Below are 20894 nucleotides of genomic sequence, written 5' to 3' on the forward strand. Positions count from 1 at the left end.
CACCCATCGCAGAGTCGCACCGGCGAAAGCTTGGCCGTACTGCTCCGCGCTCGGGGGAGCGGACGATGGTCAGACTTCGGCCGGTTCCGGGAGCCTGGCCTCGACCGGCACGACGAGCCCGCCGACCACCGGCCCGAGCAGGGTCTCGACGGCGCCGTCGATCCGCGCCGCGATGCCGTCCGCCTGGAGGGCCGCCCGCACCAGGGCGCGGGCCTTCTGGAACGGAAGGTCGTGCACGAGCGCGACCCCGTCGGCCACGGCCTCGGCGGTCTCAGCATACCGCGCCAGTTCGGCGTGGAGGGGCAGGCGCGCGTCGAAGAGCGGGATCGGCAGGGTGAACATGAGCTTGTCGAAATCGCGGGCGCCCTGCTCGCCCCGGCTCTGGAGATGCGCGATCCGCCGACGCACCGCCTCGCTGTTGAGCAGGGCGAGGAGGTAGAGGCCCTCGGCCCGGCTCTCCACGGAAGCCCAGTAGAGCTTGTGATCGATGATCTCGTCACCGTCGAGGAGGCAGGCCGCCGGGCGGGTGCCGGCCTTCGCGAAGACCACCCGCAGGGGGGCGATGGGAAACTGGACCGTGAGTTTTCGGTTATAGTCCCATTGCTGCTTGAGGGTCATGGTGCCGGCGCTCTTCCCGGTCCATGCCGCTTCGGCCTCGCGCAGCCAGGCGGCGGCGCGCGGCGCGCCCGCTCCGGCCGCCTGACGCGCATCGAGGAGGACGCCATCCGCCACCGGGATCACGCCCTCGGCCGGGTCCAGGGCGCGGAACGGGGCGATGGTCGCCCCGAGGTGGACGCGGCGGAGGTAGCGCGCCTCGATGGCGCCCTGCTGTCCCGGATGGTCGCGCCAGGGCATCTTCTCCAGGGACGAGCGGCGGCTCCGCACCAGGGGCGCGCCCGGATTGGCGCCGAGACGGCCCACGGGCACGCGCTCGACGAGGCAGAGCACACGGGGGACCAGGGAAGCCCCCTGGCGGAAGCGGTCGCGGTAGGGCGAGACGGCGGCGAAGTTCGCCGCTTCCGGCGCCGGTGCGTCGCGCAGGACAAGATGACGGTCGGCCAGGGCCTCGGGCGCATCCTTCGACGGCAGGCGGCCGGCGAAGGCCGTGACCCGCGCCGGCGTCGCCCGGGCCCGGCCGTCGGTGACCTCGGCGAACAGCACGCAGGTGGGGACGCGGAAGACCGGCGCGACCGCCTGGTTGTCGAGCACCCAGCCCTCCGTGAAGGCGACGGTGAGGCCGGTCCAGTCCCCGGTGCGGAAGGCGCGAAACTGGCCCCGGCTCAGGGCCGCCAGGGGCAGAACCATGGCGACGCGCCCGCCGGCGCGGTGTCCCGCCGGGCGGCGGGCATAGAGCTCGGCGGCGCGGGCGAAGAACAGGCCGGAGAGATCGGTCTGGGTGACGAGGCGGGCCTCGTCGGGCCCGACCCAGAGACCGAGGCGCCGGGCGGTGTCGCGGAACAGGCACTGCATCGACCGGGCCATGTACCGATAGGACAGCCAGGGCGGGTTGCCGATGACCACGTCCACCCGCGCGCCGTCCGAGAGCGCCACGGGCCGGCTGAGGTTGCGCGCGACGAACCCCCAGACGTGGTCGCGCCCGGCCCGGCGCAGGCGGTCGTAGGTGACGTAGGTCGCCCGCAGGGTCTCGACCTGCCCGGGCGGCACGCCGAGGCCGGGCAGGCTCGCCACGAAGGCCTCGACCCGCCAGCCGGCCTCGCTCGCCGCGTGCAGGGCGGTGACCACCCGGTCGAACAGGGCCGGGTCGGCACACAGATCGAGGGGAAAGCGCAGGAGCGGCGCCCCCTTGCGGCCCTCGCGGGGATCGCGCGGCACCTCGACGACGAGGTCGCGCATCAGGCCGTCGCGGGTGACGTTCCATTGCAGGGCGTCGCCGAGGTAGACCGGGAGCGAGATATCTCCGGACCGGGCCGGCAGGGCCTCGCCGAGGGCCAGGAGATAGGTCACCCGGGCGAAGATCACCGCGACGGGATGGACGTCGAACCCCGTCACCGACGCGCAGCAGCGCGCCGCCACGGCGCCGGGCTCGACGCCCGCGGCCAGCAGGGCCTCGCGCTTGAGGCGCACGGCGTGGAACAGGAAGCTGCCCGAGCCGCAGGCCGGATCGAGGCAGCTCTGGTCCGCCGGCGCGTCGAGGGCGCGGCGCACGACCTTCCGGGCGAGCCAGTCGGGTGTGTAGTATTCGCCGAGATCGTGGCGCTGCTCGGGATCGATGAGGGATTCGTAGAGAACCTTGAGGAGATCGACGTCGACGCTGCCGAGATCGAACCGGGCGGCATGGGCCGCAAGGCCCGCCACGATGGCCTCGCCCCCCGGCGCGTCGAGGACCCAGCCGAAGAAGTCGGTCTCGACGGCGCCGTGGACGCCGGCTTCCCGGAACTGCCGCCCGGAGAGGAGGTCGGCCGGGGTGTAGCGGCCCGACCCCATGGTGCCGGCCGCGATGGCCTTGGCGAGGATCACCAGGTAGGTGTGCTGGAGCCAAAGGGTACTGTCGTCGATGGTTCGGCCGTAGACGATCCCGAGGTGGCGCGACCACAGCTGGCGCTTGAGCACGGCCTCCGGGTGGCGCTCCAGGGCGTCCCAGGCCGCGGCGAGGAGGCCGAGGGTCCGCGCGAAGGCGGCGCTCTCGCGCCCGAGCTCGCCGGTGATGCCGATGGCGTCGGCGGGCAGCCAGTCGCGCACGGCGATGACGCCTTCGAGCCAAGCGACGAGGCGGGCCGCCTCGGCCACGCGCACGTCGTGGCCGGTGAGCGCCACCAGGACGCCGTCGCGCATCTCGTAGGCGGTGAAGGTGGCGCCGTCCGTGGCGAGGCCGACGTAGCGCTGGCCCGTCGCCCGCTCGCGCTCGGGCAGGTAGCGGGCGAGCTGCGCCTCCGCGGCCGGCCGCTCCCGGCGCAGGTCCGCCTTGATCTCGATGATCGTACGCCCGAGGAGGGCGTCCACGCGCCCGTTGACCTCAGGTATCTTTCGCTCGAACGCGATCTGCTCGCTGCGAGCGCCGAGCGCATCGGTGAGGAGCCGGTGCAGGAGGGCCCGAACCTTCTCGTGACCCGGGCGGCTCGTCAGTTCCGCCACGATGGCGGCGAGGATGTCTGCGTCGATCGGCATCGGCTGTCCCGCTGAAGGCGAGGCCGAGTATCATTACCTTAGGTTGATTTACAATCTAGGATCTGGGCGTTCGAGCGGCCGGCCGCCCGGCATGCACCGGGATTTTCCATCGGCGGTCCTGGCCGCCCGCCGGACGCCCCGCTCAAAGAGGTGGAGCGTGGGAGGCGCCGAGACCCCAGGCGGCCCGGCCCGCCTCTTCCGCGGAATCGATCTGCACGCGCTCGGATCAATCGTCCATCTTCAGGGCGGCGATGAACGCCTCCTGCGGGATCTCGACCTTGCCGAACTGGCGCATCTTCTTCTTGCCCTCCTTCTGCTTGTCGAGGAGCTTGCGCTTGCGCGAGATGTCGCCGCCGTAGCACTTGGCGGTCACGTCCTTGGACAGGGCCTTGATGGTCTCGCGGGCGATGATCTTGCCCCCCAACGCCGCCTGGACCGGGATCTGGAACAGGTGGCGGGGGATGAGGTCCTTCAGCTTCTCGCACATGGCCCGGCCGCGATGCTCGGCGCGGGTGCGGTGGACCAGCATCGAGAGGGCGTCGACGGGCTCGGCGTTGACCAGGATCGACATCTTCACCAGATCCCCCTCGCGGTAGTCGGAGATGTGGTAGTCGAACGAGGCGTAGCCCTTCGAGATCGACTTCAGTCGATCGTAGAAGTCGAACACCACCTCGTTCAAGGGCAGGTCGTACACCACCATGGCGCGCTTGCCGACGTAGTTGAGGTCGACCTGGGCGCCGCGCCGGTCCTGGCACAGCTTAAGCACGCCGCCGAGATGCTCGTCGGGGGTGAGGATGGTGGCACGGATCCACGGCTCCTCGATGGCGGTGATCTTCATCACGTCCGGCATGTCGGCCGGGTTGTGCAGCTCCTTGATGGTGCCATCCGTCATCTGCAGGCGGTAGACCACGGAGGGCGCCGTCGAGATCAGGTCGAGGTTGAACTCGCGTTCCAGGCGCTCCTGGATGATCTCGAGGTGGAGCAGGCCGAGGAAGCCGCAGCGGAAGCCGAAGCCGAGCGCCGCGCTCGTCTCCATTTCATACGAGAAGGACGCATCGTTGAGGCGCAGCTTGCTCATGGCGCTGCGCAGGGTCTCGAACTCGGCCGCATCCACCGGGAAGAGGCCGCAGAACACCACCGACTGCACGTCCTTGAAGCCCGCCAGCATCTCCTTGCAGGGGCGCTTGTCCTCGGTGAGCGTGTCGCCCACGCGGGTGTCGGCGACCTCCTTGATCGACCCGGTGAAGAACCCGACCTCGCCGGGGCCGAGTTCGCCGATATCGGCCATCTTGGGCCGGAACACCCCGATCTTGTCGACGCCGTGCACGGCGTCGGCCCGCATCATGCGGATGTTCATGCCCTTCTTCAGCACGCCGTCGACGATGCGGACCAGCACCACGACGCCGAGATAGACGTCGTACCAGCTGTCCACCAGGAGCGCCTTCAGGGGCGCGTCGCGGTCGCCCTTGGGCGGCGGCAGGCGGGTGACGATGGCCTCCAGCACCGCCTCGATGTTCAGCCCGCTCTTGGCCGAGATCGCCACCGCCTCGGAGGCGTCGATGCCGATCACCTCCTCGATCTGGGCGCGGATGCGCTCGGGCTCGGCGGCCGGCAGGTCGATCTTGTTGAGGACGGGGACGATCTCATGGTTGGCGTCCAGCGCCTGGTAGACGTTGGCGAGGGTCTGCGCTTCCACGCCCTGGCTGGCATCGACCACCAGCAGCGAGCCCTCGCAGGCGGCCAACGATCTTGAGACCTCGTACGCGAAATCGACGTGGCCGGGGGTGTCCATCAGGTTGAGGATGTAGGTCTTGCCGTCCTGGGCCTTGTATTCGAGGCGCACGGTCTGCGCCTTGATGGTGATGCCGCGCTCCTTCTCGATGTCCATGGAGTCGAGCATCTGCTCGCTCATGTCGCGCAGGGCCACGGTGCCGGTGGTCTGGATCAGCCGGTCGGCCAGCGTCGACTTGCCGTGGTCGATATGCGCCACGATGGAGAAGTTGCGGATGTTGTCGATGGGGGACGTGGTCATCGAGGGTGCGATCTCCGGCGCGGCGCGGCGCGTCGTCTGAGGACGAACCCGGCGCACGGTCATAAGGGCTGAGAAAACTGGAACGCCGCAGATAGCAGTGCGGGCCCCTTGCGCCAAGCGCGGGGGAGCGGCCGCGATGGATCGGCCGGCCGGAGGCCGCGGCCTTTCGCACCCCTGCCGCGAGGGCGAGCCACCGCAAACGGGACGCGCGCGACCCGACCTTGCGGCCGAGCTTGATTTCCCGATGCTCCCGGTGTCACGCCCAGCCCCGGCGTCTCGTCGGGCGCTCCCGATCCGCGCAGCCGAGGCCGAAGGAGGATCCCGATGGACAGCGCCGGTTTCCTCCCCGACGCGGGTCACGTCCTCCTCGTCGAGGACGATGACGGCATGCGCCTGCTGGTGACCCGCTGCCTGCGCGAGAGCGGCTACCGCGTCACCGGCTGCCGGAGCGGCGCCGAGATGTGGCTGCTGCTGCCGGAGGGGGGCGTCGACCTGATTCTCCTGGACGTGATGCTGCCCGGCGCCTCGGGCCTCGATCTCCTGCGCGCGCTGCGCTCCCGCTCCCGGGTGCCGGTGATCATGGTCAGCGCGCGGGGCGAGGAGGCCGACCGCGTCCTGGGCCTGGAACTCGGCGCCGACGACTACATCGCCAAGCCGTTCGGGCGCCCCGAGCTTCTCGCCCGGGTCCGGGCCGTGCTGCGGCGCTCCGTTCTGGCACCGGCTCCCTCTGCCGCACGCGCCAGCGAGATCCTTACCTTCGCGGGTTGGCGGCTCGATCTGCGCAGCCGGGCGCTCGTCGATCCGGAGGGCGCCGGCGTCGACCTCTCGGGTGCGGAATACGACCTCCTCCTGGTGTTCCTCGACCATCCCGGGCGCGTCCTCGGCCGCGAGCAGATCCTCGAACTCTCGCGTGCCCGCCTCGGCTCGCCGTCCGACCGCAGCGTCGACACCCTGGTCAGCCGGCTCCGGCGAAAGCTCGATCCACCCGAGGGCGGCGTGCCGGTGATCAAGACGGTGCGGGGCTCGGGTTACATGCTGGCGGCGCAGGTCGCGTGCGCATGAGGCGCTGGCGCGTCCTGGCGCGAAGCCTGGAGGTCCGGACGGTCGCCGTCCTGCTCGTGGCCATCCTGGCGGTCCATGGCGGTGCCGTGCTGCTCTACCGCCAGTCGGCCGCGGCGGCGGCGGACGAGGCCTTCGCGAGCCAGACCGCCACGCATCTCGCCCTGGCCCGCAAGGCCGTGATGCGGCGGCCGCCCGCCGAGCGGGACGCCGAGGCGAAGGCCCTGTCCAATCTGCATTTCGAGATCGGGTGGTCACAAGCCACCGCGCCAGCCGGGGCGCGGAACGATCCGGCCCTCTTCGCCCTGAGCGAGCGCCTGCGGGCGTTCGACCCGAGCCTCGGCCCCGGCCTCTCCCTGGCGATGGAGGGCGAAGACCCGCTGCACGCGAACGATCTCGCCGGCAGCCTCGTGCTGCCGGACGGAACGACGCTGACCTTCCGGTCCGCCCATGCGCCGAGCCTGGCCCTGCGGAATCCCTGGGCGTTCCTCGCGACCGCCATGGCCATCCTCGTCGGGCTCGCGGCGGTGATCCTGATGCACGGGATCGCCGGTCCGCTTCGCACGCTGACGCGCCTGACCGGGCTGATCGGTCACGGGCAAGTGGTTGCCGTGCCCGAGGCGGGCCCCGACGAAACCCGCGCGATCGCGCGCGCCCTCAACGGCATGCAGGGGCGGATTCAAGGCCTCCTCACCGAGCGGACCCAGGCGCTCGCCGCCGTCTCCCACGACCTGCGCACGCCGATCGGGCGCTTGCGCCTGCGCCTCGACGGCCTCGCCGACGCCGCCGAACGCCGGGCGATGGCGTCCGACCTCGACGACATGCTGGCGATGATCGACTCGACCCTGGCCTATCTGCGCGGCGACGCCGACCCGGAGGCGCGCCGCGTCACCAACGTCGCCAGCCTCCTGATGAGCATCGCCGATGCGGGACAGGATGCGGGGCACGCCGTCCGCTACGACGGGCCGGGCCGCGCCCTCGCGGTCGTCCGCCCGGTCGCGCTGCGGCGGGCTCTGGACAACGTCGTCGACAACGCCGTGCGCTACGGAGGTCGGGCCGATCTTCGTCTCGCCCTGGAGGCCGCGACCCTCGTCCTGTGGGTCGAGGACGAGGGCCCCGGCATCGCGCCCGAAGCGGTCGGCCTCGCCTTCGCGCCCTTCACCCGCCTGGAGAACTCCCGGAATCGGAACACCGGGGGGACCGGGCTTGGGCTCACCATCGCCCGGCGCGTGATCGAGGGCGAGGCCGGGAGCATCGACCTCGAAAACCGGGCCGGCGGCGGCCTACGGGTTTGCATCCGCCTGCCCCGCCCGGCGGGTTGACCGGGCCGGACTCCTCGGGCGCGGGTATCGCGAAGGGATCGCACGGACCGGGTCCGGCACACTTCGTCACGAAGCCGGCATCCGGCAGTCGAACAGCCTCGCTATCTCCATCCTCGACGCGGCCGATGGGGCTGCGAGACACGAGGACAACGGCATGACACGCACCACGCTCAGCTTGCTCTCCCTGGCCATTATGGCCGCGCTCGCCGGCCCGGCCTCCGCCATCGACGGCCACGGCAACGCCGCCAACCCGTCGCAGGCCGTCCCGAACACCGGCAGCGTCTCGGGCGGCCCGGCCCACCGCGACGACCCGCACGTCAGCGAGAACCGCGAGGTGACCCGCGACGGCAAGCCGGTGCATTCCGCCAATGACGGGCACGCCCACGGCCACACCCGCGACAAGAAGTAGGCCACCGGAGCGGCATCTGCGCGGCGAGCCCCGACGCGCCGATGCCTTCGGACTTACGCTCCTGCGAATCGGTCCGGAGCCGCGCTCACTCGGTCTTGGGGGCCGCCCCCGCGCGCGCCTCGGCCGCCATGGTGACCAGGATCTTGCGCAGGCCCCCCATCTCACGGATGGGCGCCGGGAACAGGACCCGTGCGGTCCGGTCTCCCGTCAGCAGGTCCATGCCCTCGGTATCGAGGCCCGTGAGGCGCCAGGGCCCGGGCTCGGCGCCGGTGCCGGCGGCGTAGAGCGCCAGGGCGTCGGCATGGTCGGCGTTCATGTGCTCGACGGCGCCGGCCTCGCCCGCCACCAGGCCCTCGGCGCCCGTGAGGTCGAGGCGCAGTTCGCCCGCCGTCAGCACCGCCGCCTTGGCGAACCCGCCGTTGAGGTGGCCGGCCTTCGGCTCCAGGGCGAAGAATCCGAAATCGGGGAAATCCGCGTAGAGCTTCGCCTTCGGGTGCCGGGCGATGAAACGGGCGCGGGCCCGCGGCTCGGCCGTCTGCGCCACCCGCCCGGTCACCGTGAGGCGCGGATGGGCCAGGGGGTCGCCCTTGCCGCCGGCGCTGAACAGCAGGGAGGCGCGCGGATCGGCCAGCAGGTTGCGGGTGTGGGCCGAGAGCCGCGACAGCAGCATCAGGGGTGTGCCGTCCACGTCGGTGGCGATGGTCACCAGGGAGACGAACGGCGTGCCGTCCTCCGGATCGAGGGTGGCGAGGGCCCCCGATCGAATCGTGCGCAGCAGATGGCGGGCGAGGCCGATGGCGTCGAACGGCGCCTCCGCGGCCGGCAGCGGCACCGCCGGCCCACGCCGCGCGGGCGTGTTGTCCCCGGTCTTCTCGCCAGCGTCCGCCATGGTCTCGTCCCCGTCTCGGCTCTCGTTCAGACACGCGATGATAGCGGTGGCACGGTCCGGTTTGCGAGGTGGAGAGAGTGCGGCCCGTTGGCCTCAGTCAAGCGCCAATCCAACACGGCTCGCTTTTTCGGAAGGGAGCCTTTACACAGCCTGACTCTCCGCGCGAATGCGGCCTCGCCCCTCGGGGCCCGGCCGCCAGCGCGTTTTTCGCCGGCTCCGGTGTGTTCGGGGTGGGATGCGGGGATGCGGGCGAACCTTCGGCCGCGAGGACCGCATCCGAGCAGTAGGGAACGCGCATGCCCACCATCGCCCTCGTGGACGACGACAGAAACATCCTCACCTCCGTCTCCATCGCGCTGGAGACCGAGGGCTACCGCATCCAGACCTACACGGACGGCGCCTCGGCGCTGGACGGCCTGAAGCATTCCCCGCCCGATCTCGCGATCTTCGACATCAAGATGCCGCGTATGGACGGGATGGAGCTTCTCAGGCGTCTGCGGCAGAAATCCGACCTTCCGGTGATCTTCCTCACCTCGAAGGACGAGGAGATCGACGAATTGTTCGGCCTCAAGATGGGCGCCGACGACTTCATCCATAAGCCGTTCTCGCAGCGCCTCCTCGTCGAGCGCGTGAAAGCGGTGCTGCGCCGCTTCGCCCCGAAGGACGGCCCGGGGGCCGCCGCCCGCGAGGCCGACGCCGCCGCCCGCTCCCTCGAGCGCGGCCTCCTGATGATGGACCCGGAGCGCCACACCTGCACGTGGAAGGGCGAGCCCGTGACCCTGACGGTCACCGAATTCCTCATCCTGCAGGCGCTGGCCCACCGCCCCGGCGTCGTGAAGAGCCGCAACGCCCTCATGGACGCCGCCTACGACGACCAGGTCTACGTCGACGACCGCACCATCGACAGCCACATCAAGCGCCTGCGCAAGAAGTTCAAGGTCACCGACACAAGCTTCGACATGATCGAGACGCTCTACGGCGTCGGCTACCGCTTCAAGGAAGGCTGAGACCGGCCCGGCACCGGGCGGCTCGCCGCCCCCCTTCCGCAATCCCACCGAACCGGACAGACGTGGCCACCACAGATCAAGCCGAAGACCGTCCCCTCCGTCTGGTGGAGTGGCCCCGCGCCCTGTGGAACGCCATCGGCCAGAGGGCCTCGTCGAGCCTGACGCGACGGATCGTCGTGCTCAACCTCGTGGGGCTCTTCGCCCTCCTGTTCGGCTTCCTCTACCTCAACCAGTTCCGCCAGGGGCTGATCCAGGCGCGGGTGCAGAGCCTGCTGATCCAGGGGGAGATCATCGCCGGCGCCATCGCGGCCTCGGCCTCGGCCTCCGGGGATACGGGCGCGATCCGCATCGACCCCGACAAGCTCTTGGAACTCCAGGCCGGCGAGGCGGAGGAGGCCCCCTCGCCCCTGGCCTTCTCCCTGAACCCGGAGCGCGTGGCCCCGCTCCTGCGCCGCCTCATCACCCCGACGGGCAACCGCGCCAGGGTCTACGACGGCGACGGCGGCCTGCTGTTCGATTCCCGCACCCTGTCGGCAAGGGGTGAGATCGGGCGGGGCGAGATCGGGCGCGGCGAGTCCGTCCTGCGCGAGAGCAAGCGCACCGCCCTGGAACAGGCGTTCGACTTCGTTCAGACCCGCATCCTCGGCGGGCAACGCGCGGTGCCGGCCGAGGAGGTCGGCCCCACCAGCGGGCACGGCCTCAAAGAGGTGCAGGTGGCGCTGGGCGGCTCGCGCGGCACCATCGTGCGCCGCAACGAGGTCGGAGAGACCATCGTGTCCGTGGCGGTGCCGATCCAGCGCGGCACGTCCGTGCGCGGCGCCCTGCTGCTCTCGACGCAAGGGGGCGACATCGACCGCGTCATCGCCTCGGAGCGCTTCGGCCTGCTTCAGGTGTTCCTGGTGGCGGCGGCCGTGATGCTGGTCCTGTCGATCCTGCTCGCCGGCGCCATCGCGGGGCCGGTGCGCCGCCTCGCCGACGCCGCCGAGAAGGTGCGCCTTGGCATCAAGTCGCGCGAGGAAATCCCCGACTTCACCGGGCGCACGGACGAGATCGGCCACCTCTCGGGGGCCTTGCGCGACATGACCCAGGCCCTCTACCGGCGCATCGACGCCATCGAGAGCTTCGCGGCCGACGTCTCCCACGAGTTGAAGAACCCCCTGACCTCGCTGCGCAGCGCCGTCGAGACCCTGCCGCTGGCCAAATCCGACGAGTCCAAGGCGCGCCTGCTCCAGATCATCCAGCACGACGTGAAGCGCCTCGACCGGCTGATCTCCGACATCTCCGACGCCTCGCGCCTCGACGCCGAGCTCGCCCGCGCCGAGGCCCGCAAGGTCGACATGCACAAGCTCATGACCACCGTGGTCTCGGTGGCCAACGAGCGCCGACGCCCGAAGGACGCGGTGATCCTGTTCGACGTCGCCGTGCCGCCCGGCGAGGTCGAGGCGCCGTTCGCGATCTTCGGCCACGATTCGCGCCTGGGTCAGGTGGTGAACAACCTCCTCGACAACGCCCGCTCGTTCTCGCCCCCCGACGCCAAGGTGCGGGTGGCCCTGCGCCGGGTCCGGGCCGACGTGGAGCTGGTGGTGGAGGACGAGGGTCCGGGCATCCCCGAGCACGCCCTGGAGCGCATCTTCGAGCGCTTCTACACCGACCGGCCCGAGCAGGGCTTCGGCCAGAATTCGGGCCTCGGTCTCTCGATCTCGCGCCAGATCGTCCAGGCGCACCGGGGCACGATCCGGGCCGAGAACCGCCCCGGCCCGGCGGACGAGGACGGCGAGCCGACGGTGCGCGGCGCCCGCTTCATCGTGCGCCTGCCGGCGGTGCGCTGAGCCGCGCGTTGGACGGGGAGACGATCCACGCCACCGGCCTCGCCCTCCGGGGCGCGGGCGTGATCGTCCGGGGCGCGTCGGGATCGGGCAAATCGACCCTCGCCCTGCTGCTCCTCGACCGGGCGGCCACCCTCTCCCTGCCGGCGGCCCTCATCGGCGACGACCGCATCCGGCTCGCCCGCGACGGCGACACCCTCCTGGCCCGGCGGCATCCGGCGCTCGGCGACGGGATCGAGGTGCGGGGCCTCGGCCTGTGCCGGGCCGTGGCGGTGACGGAGGCCCCGGTCCGCCTCGTGGTCGACCTCGTGGCGCGCCAACCGCGCCTGCCGGAGCCCGCCGCCCCGGCCCGGCTCCTCGGCCTCGCGCTCCCGCGCCTGGTCCTCGACCGGCGGCACCTGCGCTCCGGCCTCGGCCCCCGCCTCGTCCTCGACGCCCTGGCGGAGCTCGGGATCGGAGCCCCCGGGGCGATCCTTCGGATGCCGAGGCCAAGCGAACCGTAGCGCGGGGGCCACCATCGTGGCATGATCATGACGTTCGGGCCTACAAAACGTCGCGATCACCTTGCGCTCGACCTTGCGCTGCACAAGATGGCGGCTCCGCTCACAGGGCGTTGGAATCCGCGTCGATGATTGGAATGGTGCTCGTCACCCACGGGCTGCTCGCGACGGAGTTCAAGGCTGCCCTTGAACACGTGGTCGGGCCGCAGAAGCAGATCGAGACCATCACGATCGGGCCCGAGGACGACATGGAATTGCGGCGGCTCGACATCATGACCGCCGTCGGCCGGGTGAACTCCGGCAAGGGCGTCGTCGTGCTCACGGACATGTTCGGCGGCACGCCCTCGAACCTCGCCCTGTCGTGTATGAACGGCGGTCAGGTCGAGGTGGTGGCGGGCATCAACCTGCCCATGCTGATCAAGCTCGCCAGCGTGCGCGACGCCGAACCCCTCGGCGACGCGGTGCTCCACGCCCAGGAGGCGGGCCGCAAGTACATCAATGTCGCCTCGCGGGTCCTGGCGGGCAAGTAGGCCGAGCACGGGTCGAGGCCGATTCGAACATCGGCTTGCCTTCCTAACGCCTTCACAAGGGCCTACAGGCCATCGTGACGGATCCGGTGCCGGCCAACGGGGCGCGGCGGATCGGGAATGGCGACCAAGCGCATGATCGACGACGAGGATTCCGACGCGGCCCTTCCCCCCGTCCCCGAGGGCGGCCTGCTGCGGGTGCTGCCCATCGTCAATCGGCGCGGCCTGCACGCCCGAGCCTCCGCGAAGTTCGTCCAGACCGTCGAGCGCTACGACGCCGTCGTCACCGTCACCCGCTCGGGCGAGACCGTGGGCGGGCGCTCCATCATGGGCCTGCTCACCCTCGGCGCCGCCCAGGGCACCACCATCGCGGTGGTGGTCTCCGGCCCGGACGCGGATGCCAGCCTCCAGGCCATCACCGACCTCCTGGCGAACAAGTTCGGCGAGGACGAGTAGGCGCCGCCGGCGCTTGGTCCTTACGAGTAGGCGCCTGCGGCGCCCGGCTCTCACGAGCAGGTGCCTGCAGCGGCTTGGCCCTCACGCCGACCGGTCGAGGCGCCGGCGCCCCGCCATGCCCTCGGCCGCACGCCGCCAGACCACCGCCTGAAGGCCGGTTCCGAGGATCAGGCTGGCGGCGACGACTTGGCCGTCCCGGCGGGTGAGGTCGACGGCGCATTGACGGCGCTCGGCGAACAGGCGCGTCACCACCCGGACCAGGGTCGCCTCGCACGGGTCGCCGATGATCGGCGCCGCCGCATGGGCGGCATCGAGGCCCAAGAATTCCTCCACGGCGTCGCGGATGCGGTGCGGCTCGGCGATGCGCTCCCGCACCGACGCGCCGGCTCCGCCGACAGCGAGGATGTGGTGCGCCGGGATCCGCACGGCCTCCGCCACCGGCCGGAGGGCCGGACCGACGGTTGTCGGACCCGTGGAAGCGAGGTCGAGGCTGGCGCCGCGGCGCAGGGTCCCGAGGCGTTCCACCAACGCGGCGCGGATCGCCCCGGCGAACCGGGGGTCGAGGGCCGGGGCGCCCGCGTGCCCGTGCGGCTGCCAGACGGCGAACCGCCCCTTGCCCCAAACCGGATGCGGCACCGTGAGGGGGATCGCGGCATGGAGCGTACGCCGCACGCCCTCCCCGGCCGAGACCAGGGCGACCGTCACCGTGCGTCCGTCGGAAAGGTGCCGGGCCGCGGTCAGGAGATAATCGGGATCGGAGAAGACCGGGTCCGCCGCGCCCGTCCGGGTCAGGAGGGCGCGCCAGCCCGCCACGGCCTCGGGCGCGACCTCTCCCGGCCGGCACAGATCGACCTGCCAGGGTCCGGCCTCGGGTGCCATGCCCGCCCCGCCCATGATCACCGTGAAGCGCCGTTTCACCATTTCGCACCGATCCCACGCGGCGTCCCGTTTCGGGACGAACCGGCACCCCGCAGGGCGCCCTTTGGTCGATCGCTCCAAGATCGATGCCGTGCGGATGTGCCCCGGATCGGGCCGCGGGGCCTCAGCCGCCCGGGATCGCCAGGGGGTTGTCGGTGAGCGCGGTCATGTCGGGCGCGTCGATGCGCGGGCGGCCGAGGAAGGCGTCCCACAGGCCGGTGACGAAGGCCGGGTCGAGGTCGCGCACGATGAGGACGAGGCGCGAGCGCCGGTCGTCGTCGGGCCAGGCGTCGAGGTGCACGGGGGCGTGGACGATGTGCTGCACGCCGTGCACCACCACGGGGTTGTCCGGCGCGTCGGAGAGGGCCACCAGCCCCTTGAGGCGCAGGAGCTTGGGGCCGTGGGCCGAGCGCACGAGGTCGAGGAACATCTCGAACCGGGCGCGCGGCACCGGCACGTCGTGGGTCAGGGTGAAGGCCCGGATCGCCGCGTCGTGCCGGTTCACGTCGTGATGACGATGGCCGTGCCCGTGGTCGTGCGCGTGATCATGGTGGTGGTGCGCCGCCACGGCCTCTACCCCGAGCCACGCGGCCACATCGGCGCTCTTGCCGGCGAGGCCGAAGAAGCCGCCGAGAAGGTCGGCCGGGGCGACGTCGGCGCCGTCGATGGGGGCGGCCGGGTTGAGGGCACGCAGGCGGGCGACGAGGGCGTCGGTGCCTCCCTCCGCCAGGTCCGCCTTGGTCAGCACCAGCCGGTCGGCCACCGCCGCCTGCCGGACGGCCTCCGGGTGCGCGTCGAGGGTCGCGTCGCCGTTGACCGCGTCCACCACCGTGACGACGCCCTGCAGGCGGTACCGGATCACCAGGTAGGGATGGTAGATCAGGGCGTGGAGGATCGGGGCCGGGTCGGCGAGGCCCGTGGTCTCGATGACCACGCGGCGGAACGGCGGGATGCGGCCGTTGTCGCGCTTGCGCAGCAGGTCTTCGAGGGTGGCGATGAGGTCGCCCCGCACGGTGCAGCACAGGCAGCCGGCGCCGAGGAGGATCATGTCCTCGTCCACCGTCTCGATGAGGAGATGGTCGAGGCCGATCTCGCCGAACTCGTTGACGATCACCACGGTGTCGGCGAGCGCGGGATCCCGCAGCATCCGATTGAGCAGGGTGGTCTTGCCGGCCCCGAGGAAGCCCGTGAGAACTGTCAGGGGGATCGGCGCGGGCGCGCGCGGATCGGTGGGCGAGAGGACGGAAGCGGGGGATGCAGTCATGGGGATGGCCTAACCCGGCGCGCGCCGGGGCTCAATCGCCCCGATACCGAGGCTCGACCGCTCCGATGCCGGGGCTTGGCCCCAGCCGTGGGGGAAGCCCCCGGCGTTACTCGTCGTCGCCGGCCTTCGCCGGGCGGGCCGCCTGCTTCGGCTTGACGACCGGCTTGGCCGCTGGCTTGACGACCGGCTTAATCTCGGCCTTCGCCTCGGGCTTGCCCCCCTTCGGCGCCGTCTTTCCGGCGGGGGTGGTCACCTTGAGTTTCGGCGCGCCCTCCAAGACCGGCGTCGACTCGACGGGGGCGTAGGCGCTCGCCGTCGACGGGACGGTGGACTTGCCGCGCGCCAAGGCCTTCTTCGACTCGGGCGTCTTGCCGTTGGCCTTCTTGGCGTCGGGGTGCTTCGGGTCCGATTTCGCTTGCGCCTGACGGGCCTCCTTCGCCGCCTCGCGGCGGGCCGACAGGGTGTCGAGGCGGGCCTTGCGGGCGGCCGCGAGGGTCTGGGCGCGCTCGGCCTTGTCGGCTTCCGCCTGGGCGTTGAGCGCTATGGCGCCCTCGGCCGGATTGCGGCCGATCCACACGGGGATCGGCTGGAGCGGGGCGCGGGCCGGCAGGGCGCGGCCCCGCATGGCGCCGTTGTTGAGGGTGGCGAGGGCCAGGGCCGAACCGGGGAGCGCCGCCGCGGCGAGGATCTGGGCGTTGGAGCTGTCGGTGTTGCCCGCGATGGCGCCCGGGCCCTCGTCCACCGGCATGGGCTTCTTCCGGTCGCAGATGTAGGGGCGCAGGTCCGGCGGCTCGGCGATGGCGGAGGTCGTCAGGGCGTCGAGGGTCTGGGCCGTCCAGCCGGCGGACTGGCCGAAGCCGTAATCGAACAGGTCGGAGGCCTTGAGGTCGCGCTCGCGGGCGCTCGGCTGGCCCATGACCACGGTGATGAGGCGGCGCCCGTTGCGGGTGGCGCTCGACACCACGTTGAACCCACCCGCGCAGATGAAGCCGGTCTTCATGCCGTCGGCCCCGGCGTAGCGCCCGAGCAGGCCGTTGTGGTTGGCCATGATCGACTTGCCGAACTGGATCGCCGAGATGGAGAACAGACCGCGATTGTCGGGAAAGTCGCGGATGAGCGCGCGGCCGAGGATCGCCATGTCGCGGGCCGTGGTCCATTGACGGGCGTCGGGCAGGCCGTTGGGGTTGGTCCACCGGCTCTCGCGCATGCCGATGCGCTGAGCGGTCTCGTTCATCATCGCGGAGAAGCCGTCGATGGAGCCGCCGAGATTCTCGCCGATGGCCCAGGCGACGTCGTTGGCCGACTTCACCATGATGATCTTCAGGGCGTTGTCGAGGGTGAGTTGCGTGCCCGGCCGGAAGCCCATCTTCGAGGGCGGCTCGGCGGCGGCGGCGGGCGAGATGGTGAGGAGCGAATCCAGCGAGACCTTGCCCTGGCGCACGAGGTCGAGGGCGACGTAGACGGTCATCAGCTTGGTGATGGAGGCGGGAAACCACGGGTCGGTGGCACCCTGCGCGTAGATCACCTTGCCGGAATCCACCTCGACGACGAGGATCGGCGCGGTCACCGCGCCGGCGGAACTCGCACCGAGCAGTCCCACGCACGCCGTGAAACCAAAGGCGAGACGCCTCAACAACGGGTTCGACATCGGGCCTGTCTCGGAAAGGTCCAGTCCGGCTCGATGGACATCGAACCCGGCGGACATGTTGGGGGCAACGGCAAAGCTCGGGCGAGGGTCCCCGCCATTCGGATGCCACCAACCCGGCCTCCGTGGCGAGAGCATGGCGAAGGGTTTCGCAGCGCACAGGCCAGCCGCGCTCGCGTGGATGGGCTGGGTGTTTTCCATGAAGCAGGCGCAGCGATCGTGAGGCCGACGGCCGGCCCGTCTTCCCGCGATACGGCATCCGCGCGGTTCGGTGTGGCCTCGCGGGCGCGGCGGGCCTATGTGCAGGGCCTCATTCGGGAACATCGGGCGCGGCGCTTGGCGAGGGGCGCCCCGGAACAGCATGGCTTACGCGGTCAAGGAACTCTTCCACACCCTCCAGGGCGAAGGCGCGCAGGCGGGCCGGGCGGCGGTGTTCTGCCGGTTCACCGGCTGCAACCTGTGGTCCGGCCGCGAGCAGGACCGCGCCGATGCGGCCTGCCGGTTCTGCGACACCGATTTCCTCGGCATGGACGGCGAGGGCGGCGGACGCTTCGCCACGCCGGACGCCCTCGCGGACGCCATCGCCGCGACCTGGACCGGCGGGCCGCACCATCGCTACGTGGTGTTCACGGGCGGCGAGCCCCTGCTCCAGCTCGATCCCGCCCTCATCGCGGCGGTGCATGCCCGTGGGTTCGAGATCGCGGTCGAGACCAACGGCACCCTGGCCGCGCCCGAGGGGATCGACTGGATCTGCGTCAGTCCCAAGGCCGGCAATCCCCTGGTGCAGCGCACGGGCCATGAACTCAAGCTCGTCTATCCACAGGCGGAGGCCGCGGCCGATCCCGCGCATTTCGCGGATCTGCCCTTCCGCCACCATTGGCTCCAGCCCATGGACGGGCCGGCGCGCCGCGCCAACACGCAGGCGGCCGTCGCGTACTGTCGGAGCGACGCGCGCTGGCGGCTCTCGCTCCAGACCCACAAGATCATCGGAATCCCCTAGCGAGCCGTGTAGACTGCGACCCATGAAGATCACCCAAGCCTTCACCTTCGAGGCGGCCCACCGCCTTCCGAACGTGCCCGAGACGCATCGCTGCCACCGCATGCACGGGCATTCCTACCGGGTTGAGCTGACGCTCACCGGCGCCGTCGATCCCGACACCGGCTGGGTGGTGGATTTCTTCGACGTGGAGCACGCCTTCGCCCCCGTGCTGCTGCAGCTCGACCATTACTGCCTCAACGACATCGAAGGCTTGGAGAATCCCACGGCCGAGCACATCGCCGCCTGGATCTGGGGCCGCACCAAGGCGGCCCTGCCGGCCCTGTCCTCGGTGAAGGTCTACGAGACGCCGATGTCCTGGGCGGAATACGAAGGCGAGACCCGGTGAGCCACGACGGCGCCCTGGTCCTGTTCTCGGGCGGCCAGGATTCGGCCACCTGCCTCGCCTGGGCGCTCGACCGGTTCCCCCGCGTCGAGACCCTGGGCTTCGACTACGGCCAGCGCCACCGGATCGAACTCGACGGCCGGGCCGCCCTGCGGGACGGCATGACGGCCCTGAACCCGGGCTGGGCGTCCCGCCTCGGCGACGACCACACCCTCGACCTCGCGGCGCTCGGCGCCGTCTCCGACACGGCGCTCACCCGCGACACCGCGATCGCCCTGGCGGCGGACGGCCTGCCCAACACCTTCGTGCCGGGCCGCAATCTGCTGTTCCTCACCTTCGCAGCGGCTTTGGCCTACCGGCGGGGCTTGCGCCACATCGTCGGCGGCATGTGCGAGACGGATTATTCCGGCTACCCCGATTGCCGCGACGACACGATCAAGGCCCTGCAGGTGGCCCTCAACCTCGGCATGGACCGCCGCTTCGTTCTCCACACGCCCCTCATGTGGATCGACAAGGCCGCGACCTGGGCCCTGGCCGAAACCCTCGGCGGCCGACCCCTGGTCGACCTCGTGGTGGAGGAGAGCCACACTTGCTACCTCGGCGAGCGGGGCGCGCGGCATGATTGGGGATACGGGTGCGGGACCTGCCCGGCCTGCGACCTGCGGGCGAAGGGGTATCGGGCGTTCGTCGCGGAGAGGACGGGCTGACACTATTTCAGTCGTCGAATGATTCGCTTGGTATGAATTTTTAAGAAAATACAATTAGAAGATGCTTTAACCAAATAGGCAGGAGAGAGCTTTGGCACTCGGAAGCGCGTCAGAAATCGAACGTCGATTTGAGCAATCCCAAAATGATCTAGTTTTGCAAACATCCGACTTCTCGCTCCAAGGCTTGAAAGAGATGGTTGACAGCGATATTATTGATTTGTCTCCAAAATATCAGAGAAGAGAAAGCTGGGAAGCTGAACGACAATCTGAATTAATTGAGTCTTTTCTTTTGAATGTTCCCGTCCCGCCAATATATCTTGCGGAAGAGGAGTATGGCGTTTACTCTATTATTGATGGAAAGCAAAGAATTTCGGCTGTTTCAGATTACTTGAATAATGCCTTTGCAATTAAAGGCCTGACCGAATTTCCTGAATTAAACGGTGCTCGTTTTCGCGATCTCCCAAAAGCGCTTCAAAGCGCCCTTCGCGTTCGACCTTATTTGAGAGTGATTACTTTATTAAAACAGTCCCACCCTCGATTGAAATATGAAGTTTTCATTCGATTGAATCGAGGAGGTATTCGCTTAAACAATCAGGAGATAAGAAACGTTTCCTTTAGAGGAAACGCAAATGATGCAATCTATACTGCTGGAGAAAACGTCCTTCTAAGATCTGCTTTAAAAATAGACGGACCCAAATCTGCGGCTTTTCAGCAGATGCAGGACGCTGAGTACGTTCTGCGATTCCTTACGCTTCGTCAATCGTGGGAAAATTTTTCTGGAAGTCTTTCGCAATCCATGGACGAGTTCATGATGACACATCGTGACGCTAAGAGTCCGTCCGATAAGTCATGACGCTCGGCCCAGCCTTCGGACGAGGATCATGATGGCGGCGGCGTAGAGGAAGGCCTGAGCTGAGGCGAGGGTCGCTTCCGGNAGAGTCCGTCCGATAAGTCATGACGCTCGGCCCAGCCTTCGGACGAGGATCATGATGGCGGCGGCGTAGAGGAAGGCCTGAGCTGAGGCGAGGGTCGCTTCCGGGTCTTTCCAGAGGCGGCGATTGCGGCTGATCCAGCCGAAGAAGCGCTCGACCACCCAKCGGCGCGGATGCACGGCAAACCCGACCTGATCCTTGGGTTTGCGCACGATGTCGACGGTGATGATCGTGGCCGTGGCCGGCCTGTCACCCGCATAGCCKGCATCGGCGAAGGCTCTGACGATGAACGGGAAAGTGCGACGCGACAGGCATAGCACCGGTCCGGCTCCATCGCGATCCTGGATGCTGGCGGGCTGCGGATCGAGGACGAGGGCGCGTCCGTCCGTATCGACGAGCGCCTGACGCTTGCGGCCTTTGACCTTCTTTCCAGCGTCGTAGCCGCGCGGGCCGCCGCTCTCGGTGGTCTTCACGCTCTGGCTATCGAGCACGGCCGCCGTCGGCGARGCCTCGCGCCCGGCCCGCTCCCGGTCGGCCATAACCAGGGTGTGGTTGATCCGCCCGAACAATCCCTCGTCCCGCCAGCGGCTGAAGTAGCCGAACGTCGTGCTGCGCGGAGGGAGATCCTTTGGGATCAGCCGCCACGCGATCCCGCCGCGCAGCACGTAGAAGATCGCGTTCAGCACMTCTCGCATGGTCCAGACGGGCGGGCGRCCACGCGAGGCAGGCTCTGGCATCATGGGCGCGATCACCGCCCATTCCGTATCCGTCAGGTCGGTTTCGTAGCGCAGGCGCGCACGGCTATGCTGCCGGCGAGTGGTCGGGGTCCACATGGCACGTCCAGATGAGGCTTCAGCACCCTTCTGGAATCACCGCCATCCCGGCCACTCAAC

Annotated in this window: 19 protein-coding genes; 12 read left to right on the top strand and 7 right to left on the bottom strand. The window is 69.9% G+C overall.

What is annotated here, in order from left to right; genetic code table 11:
• Nucleotides 1-69: 69 nt before the first annotated feature.
• Nucleotides 70-3126 carry an N-6 DNA methylase gene (locus tag ASF22_RS15995; RefSeq protein ID WP_056266100.1) on the bottom strand — a complete coding sequence of 1019 codons (3057 nt, stop codon included), beginning with the start codon at nucleotides 3124-3126 and terminating at the stop codon, nucleotides 70-72.
• Between the two features lie 226 nt (nucleotides 3127-3352).
• Nucleotides 3353-5158 carry a translation elongation factor 4 gene (lepA, locus tag ASF22_RS16000; protein ID WP_056266103.1) on the bottom strand — a complete coding sequence of 602 codons (1806 nt, stop codon included), beginning with the start codon at nucleotides 5156-5158 and terminating at the stop codon, nucleotides 3353-3355.
• Between the two features lie 324 nt (nucleotides 5159-5482).
• Here lepA and ASF22_RS16005 point away from each other — a divergent pair, with 324 nt between their 5' ends.
• From ASF22_RS16005 to ASF22_RS16015, 3 genes are all read left to right on the top strand, one after another.
• Nucleotides 5483-6220 carry a response regulator transcription factor gene (locus ASF22_RS16005; protein WP_056266105.1) on the top strand — a complete coding sequence of 246 codons (738 nt, stop codon included), beginning with the start codon at nucleotides 5483-5485 and terminating at the stop codon, nucleotides 6218-6220.
• Nucleotides 6217-7539, top strand: coding sequence for an ATP-binding protein (locus tag ASF22_RS16010; protein ID WP_056266108.1), 1323 nt, complete (start codon nucleotides 6217-6219; stop codon nucleotides 7537-7539). Before ASF22_RS16005 ends, ASF22_RS16010 begins: the two co-directional genes overlap by 4 nt.
• Nucleotides 7540-7693: 154 nt before the next feature.
• Complete coding sequence (locus ASF22_RS16015; protein WP_056266110.1) at nucleotides 7694-7948, top strand: hypothetical protein; 255 nt, start codon at nucleotides 7694-7696, stop codon at nucleotides 7946-7948.
• An 85-nt stretch (nucleotides 7949-8033) separates the two neighbouring features.
• Here the strand turns inward: ASF22_RS16015 and ASF22_RS16020 are convergent, their stop codons facing one another.
• Nucleotides 8034-8837 carry a DUF2470 domain-containing protein gene (locus ASF22_RS16020; protein WP_056266114.1) on the bottom strand — a complete coding sequence of 268 codons (804 nt, stop codon included), beginning with the start codon at nucleotides 8835-8837 and terminating at the stop codon, nucleotides 8034-8036.
• A gap of 296 nt (nucleotides 8838-9133) precedes the next feature.
• Here ASF22_RS16020 and ASF22_RS16025 point away from each other — a divergent pair, with 296 nt between their 5' ends.
• The 5 genes from ASF22_RS16025 to ASF22_RS16045 all read left to right on the top strand — a co-directional run bounded on the left by ASF22_RS16025 (nucleotide 9134) and on the right by ASF22_RS16045 (nucleotide 13153).
• Nucleotides 9134-9844, top strand: coding sequence for a response regulator transcription factor (locus ASF22_RS16025; RefSeq protein ID WP_056171906.1), 711 nt, complete (start codon nucleotides 9134-9136; stop codon nucleotides 9842-9844).
• Between the two features lie 104 nt (nucleotides 9845-9948).
• Complete coding sequence (locus ASF22_RS16030; RefSeq protein ID WP_244473795.1) at nucleotides 9949-11673, top strand: sensor histidine kinase; 1725 nt, start codon at nucleotides 9949-9951, stop codon at nucleotides 11671-11673.
• Nucleotides 11674-11681: 8 nt separating this feature from the next.
• Nucleotides 11682-12173, top strand: coding sequence for a hypothetical protein (locus tag ASF22_RS25215; protein WP_156647791.1), 492 nt, complete (start codon nucleotides 11682-11684; stop codon nucleotides 12171-12173).
• A 125-nt stretch (nucleotides 12174-12298) separates the two neighbouring features.
• Nucleotides 12299-12700, top strand: a complete 402-nt coding sequence (locus ASF22_RS16040) for a PTS sugar transporter subunit IIA (RefSeq protein WP_056087142.1) — start codon at nucleotides 12299-12301, stop codon at nucleotides 12698-12700.
• A gap of 132 nt (nucleotides 12701-12832) precedes the next feature.
• Entirely contained in the window at nucleotides 12833-13153 is a 321-nt protein-coding gene (locus tag ASF22_RS16045; protein WP_056172198.1) for an HPr family phosphocarrier protein, read from the top strand.
• Between the two features lie 81 nt (nucleotides 13154-13234).
• Here the strand turns inward: ASF22_RS16045 and ASF22_RS16050 are convergent, their stop codons facing one another.
• The 3 genes from ASF22_RS16050 to ASF22_RS16060 all read right to left on the bottom strand — a co-directional run bounded on the left by ASF22_RS16050 (nucleotide 13235) and on the right by ASF22_RS16060 (nucleotide 16983).
• Nucleotides 13235-14074 carry a hypothetical protein gene (locus ASF22_RS16050; protein WP_056266116.1) on the bottom strand — a complete coding sequence of 280 codons (840 nt, stop codon included), beginning with the start codon at nucleotides 14072-14074 and terminating at the stop codon, nucleotides 13235-13237.
• Nucleotides 14075-14195: 121 nt separating this feature from the next.
• A complete protein-coding gene (locus ASF22_RS16055) occupies nucleotides 14196-15335 on the bottom strand; it encodes a GTP-binding protein (RefSeq protein ID WP_056266120.1) in 1140 nt (379 codons plus the stop codon).
• A gap of 106 nt (nucleotides 15336-15441) precedes the next feature.
• Nucleotides 15442-16983, bottom strand: a complete 1542-nt coding sequence (locus ASF22_RS16060; protein ID WP_056266123.1) for a D-alanyl-D-alanine carboxypeptidase family protein — start codon at nucleotides 16981-16983, stop codon at nucleotides 15442-15444.
• A gap of 358 nt (nucleotides 16984-17341) precedes the next feature.
• On the opposite strand from ASF22_RS16060, the gene queE reads away from it, so the two are divergent.
• The 4 genes from queE to ASF22_RS23265 all read left to right on the top strand — a co-directional run bounded on the left by queE (nucleotide 17342) and on the right by ASF22_RS23265 (nucleotide 19922).
• A complete protein-coding gene (gene queE, locus ASF22_RS16065; protein WP_056266126.1) occupies nucleotides 17342-17980 on the top strand; it encodes a 7-carboxy-7-deazaguanine synthase in 639 nt (212 codons plus the stop codon).
• A gap of 22 nt (nucleotides 17981-18002) precedes the next feature.
• Nucleotides 18003-18365, top strand: coding sequence for a 6-carboxytetrahydropterin synthase QueD (gene queD, locus ASF22_RS16070; protein WP_056266129.1), 363 nt, complete (start codon nucleotides 18003-18005; stop codon nucleotides 18363-18365).
• Nucleotides 18362-19069: a 7-cyano-7-deazaguanine synthase QueC gene (queC, locus tag ASF22_RS16075; protein WP_082483751.1), complete on the top strand. Its 708-nt coding sequence runs from the start codon at nucleotides 18362-18364 to the stop codon at nucleotides 19067-19069. Before queD ends, queC begins: the two co-directional genes overlap by 4 nt.
• 91 nt (nucleotides 19070-19160) lie before the next feature.
• Complete coding sequence (locus ASF22_RS23265) at nucleotides 19161-19922, top strand: DUF262 domain-containing protein (RefSeq protein WP_156647793.1); 762 nt, start codon at nucleotides 19161-19163, stop codon at nucleotides 19920-19922.
• A gap of 99 nt (nucleotides 19923-20021) precedes the next feature.
• On the opposite strand, the gene ASF22_RS16080 is transcribed toward ASF22_RS23265, so the two are convergent.
• Nucleotides 20022-20834, bottom strand: coding sequence for an IS5 family transposase (locus ASF22_RS16080; protein ID WP_056266134.1), 813 nt, complete (start codon nucleotides 20832-20834; stop codon nucleotides 20022-20024).
• Nucleotides 20835-20894 lie beyond the last annotated feature (60 nt).

This window comes from Methylobacterium sp. Leaf87, from assembly GCF_001422775.1.
Classification (GTDB): domain Bacteria; phylum Pseudomonadota; class Alphaproteobacteria; order Rhizobiales; family Beijerinckiaceae; genus Methylobacterium.